Here is a 5,601-nt window from a genome sequence, read left to right as displayed (position 1 = left end):
TATCGTCTTGGTCTCATTTTCTCACCCCCCTTTCAAATGTGGTATAATCAAAATAAAACGATTGGAGAAAAAATATGTCATTTGATCTTTCTAAATTAAGCCTAGGCAGTCGCTTCGCAGGCAATTCAAAATCATTTCAATGCCCTGTATGTTCAGGTTTCTCTTCCCATTTATGGACTTATAATCCTATTGATATCAATAGAGATTACAAAGAATCTATCAAATTTATTATAATTGCACAATGTCAGGCTTGTAATCAATTTTCTATTTGGATAACAAATGAAATCCAAATAACGTATGGCTCCAGGATAGTATTAAACACAAGCGATGCAACGTCGACATTAATTTTCCCAAATGTTGCCGAAGGAGTACCTAAACCTAATAATGATATGCCTGATGATGTGAAAGAAATCTATATTGAAGCTGGAGAAGTTCTAAATATATCGCCTAGAGCTTCTGCAGCTCTATCCCGTCTAGCTATTGAAAAGCTTGTTGCTCATTTAAACGCACAAGGTAAAGATTTAAATACCCAAATTGGAAGTCTTGTCTCTAAAGGAATGCCAATAGAAATCCAACAAATGCTAGACAGTGTTAGAGTAATAGGGAATAATGCTGTACATCCAGGTCAAATAGACATAAAAGATAACAAAGAGTTAGCTTTATCATTGTTAAGTTTTATCAACTTGATTGTAGATAATCGAATCACACAACCTAAAAAAATTCTAGACATATATAACCTATTACCTGATTCCTACCGAAATTCTATCGAAAGAAGAGATAATTAATCTTTCTCAAAGATTAATACATTTTCTTTGTCCCAATACTGAGTTACAACTCTAATCGGATCATCTTCTGTTCCTTTCCCCCGTTTAAATGTAACTTTTATTAGTTCAACAATTTCAACACTTTCCATTTTTCTACTCCTTCCCTTGTTTATCACATCGGCACTTCACTATCTGACGAATAGTAAAAGATACAATCACAAATCCTGCTAGGATTATCAATCCAGTTTCTTCACTCATTGCTTTTCACGGCAAATGATGGTACACTATCAAGTAGAGGTTGGGGCGTCGCCCCTTTCTCTACTTTTTGTTTTGAAGCTTACGTTTGTGTTCTAAGATTTGTTTGTGCCACAAACGTGCTTCTCTGATTAAGCCTAGTGCCAAGATGACGGTTGCAGTGTCCTTGGTTGCTAGGCTTTTTATGATGTGTTCCATCATTTGCCTTACCTCCTTTTCCTTAAGCTTGATTATATTATACTGCGGTTTAACCGCAATGTCAAGTGTTTTTTACGTTTTTTTCGCGATTTTTTATTTTATTCTTTACTTTTTTGCGTTTTTGCCGTAAAATATACTATATAAGGAGGGACGGAAATGACAGTCGAAAATAAAGAAATTTTTGCCAATAATCTAAGTTTTTACATGAAGCAAAAAGGGGTAGACAGAAATACATTATGCGCAGACTTGGATTTAAAATACACTACAGTTCGTGATTGGCTGAAAGGAATAACTTATCCTCGGATTGGTAAAATTGAACTTTTGGCAAACTATTTTAATATAAATAAATCTGACCTTATTGAAAACAAGATTTCTACCGCACAATCAGACTCCCTTTTAGAAAAAATTACAAATACAGCTCGAAAATTAAACACTGACAATAAAAAAATCGTTCTTCGAACCTCTGAGGAGCTTTGGGAGAGTCAAAACGAAGAAGAAACGAAGATAAACGAAGTATCGGAGAAAGTTCTCGACTTGTACCAAGTTGAGGTTGTATCTGAGACAGCCGCAGCTTCTGGATTTAACTATGGATTTGGGTACGACGATACAGACAGAGAGACTATAGAGGTTGACCAGCAACCGCCACGTCACGACATTGCGACTAAGGTCAGCGGAGACTCCATGCAGCCTGACTACCAAGATGGAGATATTCTCTATTTAGTAGACAAAGGACTGACCACCTACAACGGAGACCTAGCAGTTATCGCATACGGAGACCGTTCTTACTTCAAAAAGATCTATACCGAAAACGGACGCTTACGCCTCGTATCACTCAATGACAAGTACGAAGACATCACCCTAGACTTCCCACCAGCCGAAGACACACACATCAAGATTTATGCAGTTATCGGGGTGTATAGAGGGGAATAAAAAAATTATTTTTTTAAAAATATTAAAAAAACAGTTGACTTTTTAAAAAAAATCATTTAGAATGAATTCATTAGAGAAAAAGCGTCGGGATCTCTACGGGGACCGATACGGGAAAACTCCTTCATTCTAAATTAGAATGGGGGAGTTTTTTTGAAGCCGTTTAAAACAATCGAGGAACAAATCGCAACACTAAAAATCAGAGGGTTATCCATTACAGATGAGTCTAAAGCAGCTAAGTACCTGCTAAGTAACAATTACTACAATATTATCAATGGATACAGTAAGTTTTTTCAACACCCTGGTACTGACACTTATATTGACGGCGTCACATTTGACGAAGTTTCAAGTCTCTATACATTTGACAAAGATGTAAAACGAGCCATTTTGCAAGCTATTCTTGAAGCTGAACACCATATCAAGTCAATCACTGCTCACAGATTCGCCGAAGCCTACCCCAGTCAAAAATACGCTTATTTAAACACCAATTCTTATGCAGATAATAAAATATTAGACGTGGGATTTATTGTATCAAAACTATCCAAAATCATAAACACAAACAAGCGATACAGAGGAAATTCCATTCACCACTACGCACATACTCATTCAGATGTCCCAATCTGGGTACTAACTGATTATCTAGAGTTTGGAGATTTACGCACGATTATTGAAAACCTGCCGAACTCACTCCAAAATGAAATCGCACGGGATTTAGTAAGTTTTATACGCACAAACATACCTGACTTTAACGATGTTTTCCCACCAGAAACCTTGATATCTTTTCTAAAAAATATTAACGAGGTACGAAACAAATGCGCTCACAATAATCGCTTATTAAACTTCAGATGCCGTTCTAATAGTACGTTTTGGGAAACGATTCATAACGAAGAGATCTTGATGGGAGATGACAGTAGAAAAACTGTATATTCAACAATTATTAGCCTTCAATGCTTTATTAGTAAAGCAGAATTCAACATTTTATGGAATACTCTTAGAAAGAAAGTTATCAAACTAGAGAAAAAGCTGCCTTCTATAGACATCAATGTAATCAACCAGTCTTTAGGTTTTCCTAATGATTGGCACCGTAATGAACCAAGAGTATAAATTAAAACCAACTGTTTCCAAAATGGAAATAGTTGCGTAAACCGGAAATAAAGGAGAATACCAATGAAAAAACTACTCACTACGTCAGCTATCTTGCTTACTGCTACTGTTCTAGTAGCCTGCTCTAACAATCAATCAACTACCAAAGATAGCTCGGAGCAACCAAAGCGAACGACAAATCTGCTTCTAAAAAGGCTACTAGCTTAGACGATTTTAAAAAAGCGCTAGAAAGCAATGGCTTCACTATCAAAGAAGAAATCTCAAAAGAAGCTAGTCTTATTCAAGCCGAATCAGGGAAAGGGTTCATCTTAGAAGATGATACTGCTGTAGAGGTTTACGAATATTACGATAAAAACCCAATGTTTAAAGAAGCTAAGAAAGAAAAAGAGTTAATCGGACACCCTGCTTATATCTACGGAAATTATGTTGTTTTAGTGCTTAATGCTACAGACTCAAAAGATAAGATTTTAGAGAGCTTCAAAGGATTTGAGTAGATTATTGACAGTATTTATAAATTGAACTATAATTAAGTTACTTAGAGGTTTACCCTCATATTTTTAAACTTTGAGCCTTTGCGCTCCAGGGAAGTAGCTTAATTGTTACTTCCCTTTTTGAGTTATAAATACTTGAAATAAACAAAAACACCCCCATATTCGCCAATAGCAACCTCATCCCATAGGTCTATTGTGCAAAATTGATATTTTTTGAAAATTATATTACAATACAGCTATCAGGAGTTTAGCTCCATAAAGTTTAGGTTTGGATTTTAGATCCATAACGTGATGGTAGCCGTATTTGATACGACTACTTTTCTTTTCATATTCTAGTAAACATAAGTCGTTAAAATAAGTTGACGTTTGACAGAAATTAAAAAAAGAAATACACTAAGAATGTAAAAAAGCCTTGTTCGTCAAGGATAAAATCGTCTGGTGTACTTCTAAGAGGTACACCTTATGTTATTATCTGACGAGCTGCCAACTGTTTCCATTTTGGAAACAACTCAAAAAAATCCCCACACTCGCAAAGTTTGGCGACTCTGAGTGTGAGGATATCCAGTATAGTAAAAGGCATTAAAAGCCCTCTTTACTATACCCATTTTATCAAAAAAGTGAGGTAAATACAATGTGGATGGAAGAACTTCCCAACGGAAAATACAAATTTTTTGAGCGATATAAAGATCCATATACTGAGAAATTAAAAAAAGTTTCAGTCACGATGGAGAAGAAAACTCCCCAGGCAAGAAATCAAGCTGCTATCTTACTGCAGGAAAAGATAAATAAAAAACTCAGCACAAAACAAGTAGAAAGCATTACATTTGAAGAAATCTATAACCTTTTCTATAAATCATGGGCGCAAACAGTAAAGGAATCAACAAAACATAATTGTAAATCAGTTGATAAGAAGATGAAGGAAATCATACCATCCGATACCATACTTGCTAATCTTGACAGGCGTTTTCTTCAAGAGGCTATTGAAAAAATTATTGAAAGCAACGGATATATTACAGCTAAAAAAGTACGGCATAGGCTCAGAGGTATCTTTAATTACGCTGTTCAATACTCTTACATTGAAAACAACGAGGTCGATTATACTACGATTCCTCAAAAACCAAAGACTTTAGAAGAACTGGAAAAAAAGCGTAACAACTTTCTCACCATGCAAGAAATAAAAGCACTTGTCGATGTCCTTAATCGTCGAGAATATCACCAAAAGTACGCTGATATGGTTCTTGTGCTGGCATTAACTGGTATGAGATATGGTGAGTTAACTGCCTTACAACTGAAGAATATAGACTTCGAAAACAACAAAATTGAGATCACAGGTAATTTTGATTCAGTAAACAAAATCAAGACGCTACCAAAGACTACAAATTCAATACGGACAATCAAAGTATCAGAGAGTGTCATAGAAGCTATTCAAAGACAAATAGTACGACTTAGCGAACGTTTCCAGCCATTGTCAAGCGATGATTATATTTTCTGTTTTGAAAAATGGAATCAACCTACAACAATAGCTTGCTTCATACAGATATTAAAAAAATATGGAAAACAGGCTAAAATAGAAAAAAACTTATCTAGTCATATTTTTAGGCATTCTCATATTTCGTTTTTAGCAGAGTCTGGCCTCCCAATAAAATCAATAATGGATCGAGTTGGACACTCAAATGCAAAGATGACTTTGGAAATCTATTCTCATACTACTGAGGATATGGAGGATAAACTGGTCAATAAATTAGATACTATTTTTTAATTCTGCCCCTTTTTTGCCCCTTTTTGATTTCACAACACAACAAAACCCCTTGAAGATATTGATAATTCAAGGGGTTGCTTTATATCGTTATAATTCATCGGCT

Annotated in this window: 8 protein-coding genes; 6 read left to right on the top strand and 2 right to left on the bottom strand. The window is 35.3% G+C overall.

What is annotated here, in order from left to right:
• Positions 1-74 precede the first annotated feature (74 nt).
• Entirely contained in the window at positions 75-785 is a 711-nt protein-coding gene (locus tag HT671_RS09850; protein ID WP_138703068.1) for a DUF4145 domain-containing protein, read from the top strand.
• Here the strand turns inward: HT671_RS09850 and HT671_RS11960 are convergent.
• A complete protein-coding gene (locus tag HT671_RS11960; RefSeq protein WP_258953754.1) occupies positions 782-913 on the bottom strand; it encodes a hypothetical protein in 132 nt (43 codons plus the stop codon). The two genes, HT671_RS09850 and HT671_RS11960, sit on opposite strands and share 4 nt — an antisense overlap.
• Positions 914-1,082: 169 nt before the next feature.
• Entirely contained in the window at positions 1,083-1,220 is a 138-nt protein-coding gene (locus HT671_RS09845) for a hypothetical protein (RefSeq protein ID WP_079247785.1), read from the bottom strand.
• 153 nt (positions 1,221-1,373) lie between these two features.
• On the opposite strand from HT671_RS09845, the gene HT671_RS09840 reads away from it, so the two are divergent.
• The 5 genes from HT671_RS09840 (at position 1,374) to HT671_RS09825 (ending at position 5,498) form a co-directional block, all read left to right on the top strand.
• On the top strand, positions 1,374-2,147 hold the full coding sequence (locus HT671_RS09840) for a S24 family peptidase (RefSeq protein WP_138703067.1): 774 nt from the start codon (positions 1,374-1,376) through the stop codon (positions 2,145-2,147).
• Positions 2,148-2,297: 150 nt separating this feature from the next.
• Positions 2,298-3,248 carry an Abi family protein gene (locus HT671_RS09835; RefSeq protein ID WP_138703066.1) on the top strand — a complete coding sequence of 317 codons (951 nt, stop codon included), beginning with the start codon at positions 2,298-2,300 and terminating at the stop codon, positions 3,246-3,248.
• 63 nt (positions 3,249-3,311) lie between these two features.
• Positions 3,312-3,455, top strand: a complete 144-nt coding sequence (locus HT671_RS09830; protein WP_165852416.1) for a hypothetical protein — start codon at positions 3,312-3,314, stop codon at positions 3,453-3,455.
• A 152-nt stretch (positions 3,456-3,607) separates the two neighbouring features.
• Entirely contained in the window at positions 3,608-3,742 is a 135-nt protein-coding gene (locus tag HT671_RS11955; RefSeq protein ID WP_259390920.1) for a hypothetical protein, read from the top strand.
• A gap of 628 nt (positions 3,743-4,370) precedes the next feature.
• Positions 4,371-5,498, top strand: a complete 1,128-nt coding sequence (locus tag HT671_RS09825) for a site-specific integrase (protein WP_119919680.1) — start codon at positions 4,371-4,373, stop codon at positions 5,496-5,498.
• The last annotated feature ends 103 nt before the right edge of the window (positions 5,499-5,601 follow it).

This window comes from Streptococcus sp. 2741 (assembly GCF_013276315.1).
Classification (GTDB): domain Bacteria; phylum Bacillota; class Bacilli; order Lactobacillales; family Streptococcaceae; genus Streptococcus; species Streptococcus pseudopneumoniae.
Note: the sequence above shows the minus strand (reverse complement) of the source record. Positions and strands in the feature narration are given on the sequence as shown.

Bases quoted from the DNA above. Each gene is read 5' to 3' on its own strand.
- HT671_RS09850 (WP_138703068.1), top strand. From the start codon at position 75: ATGTCATTTGATCTTTCTAAATTAAGCCTAGGCAGTCGCTTCGCAGGC.
- HT671_RS11960 (WP_258953754.1), bottom strand. From the start codon at position 913: ATGGAAAGTGTTGAAATTGTTGAACTAATAAAAGTTACATTTAAACGG.
- HT671_RS09845 (WP_079247785.1), bottom strand. From the start codon at position 1,220: ATGATGGAACACATCATAAAAAGCCTAGCAACCAAGGACACTGCAACC.
- HT671_RS09840 (WP_138703067.1), top strand. From the start codon at position 1,374: ATGACAGTCGAAAATAAAGAAATTTTTGCCAATAATCTAAGTTTTTAC.
- HT671_RS09830 (WP_165852416.1), top strand. From the start codon at position 3,312: ATGAAAAAACTACTCACTACGTCAGCTATCTTGCTTACTGCTACTGTT.
- HT671_RS11955 (WP_259390920.1), top strand. From the start codon at position 3,608: ATGTTTAAAGAAGCTAAGAAAGAAAAAGAGTTAATCGGACACCCTGCT.
- HT671_RS09825 (WP_119919680.1), top strand. From the start codon at position 4,371: ATGTGGATGGAAGAACTTCCCAACGGAAAATACAAATTTTTTGAGCGA.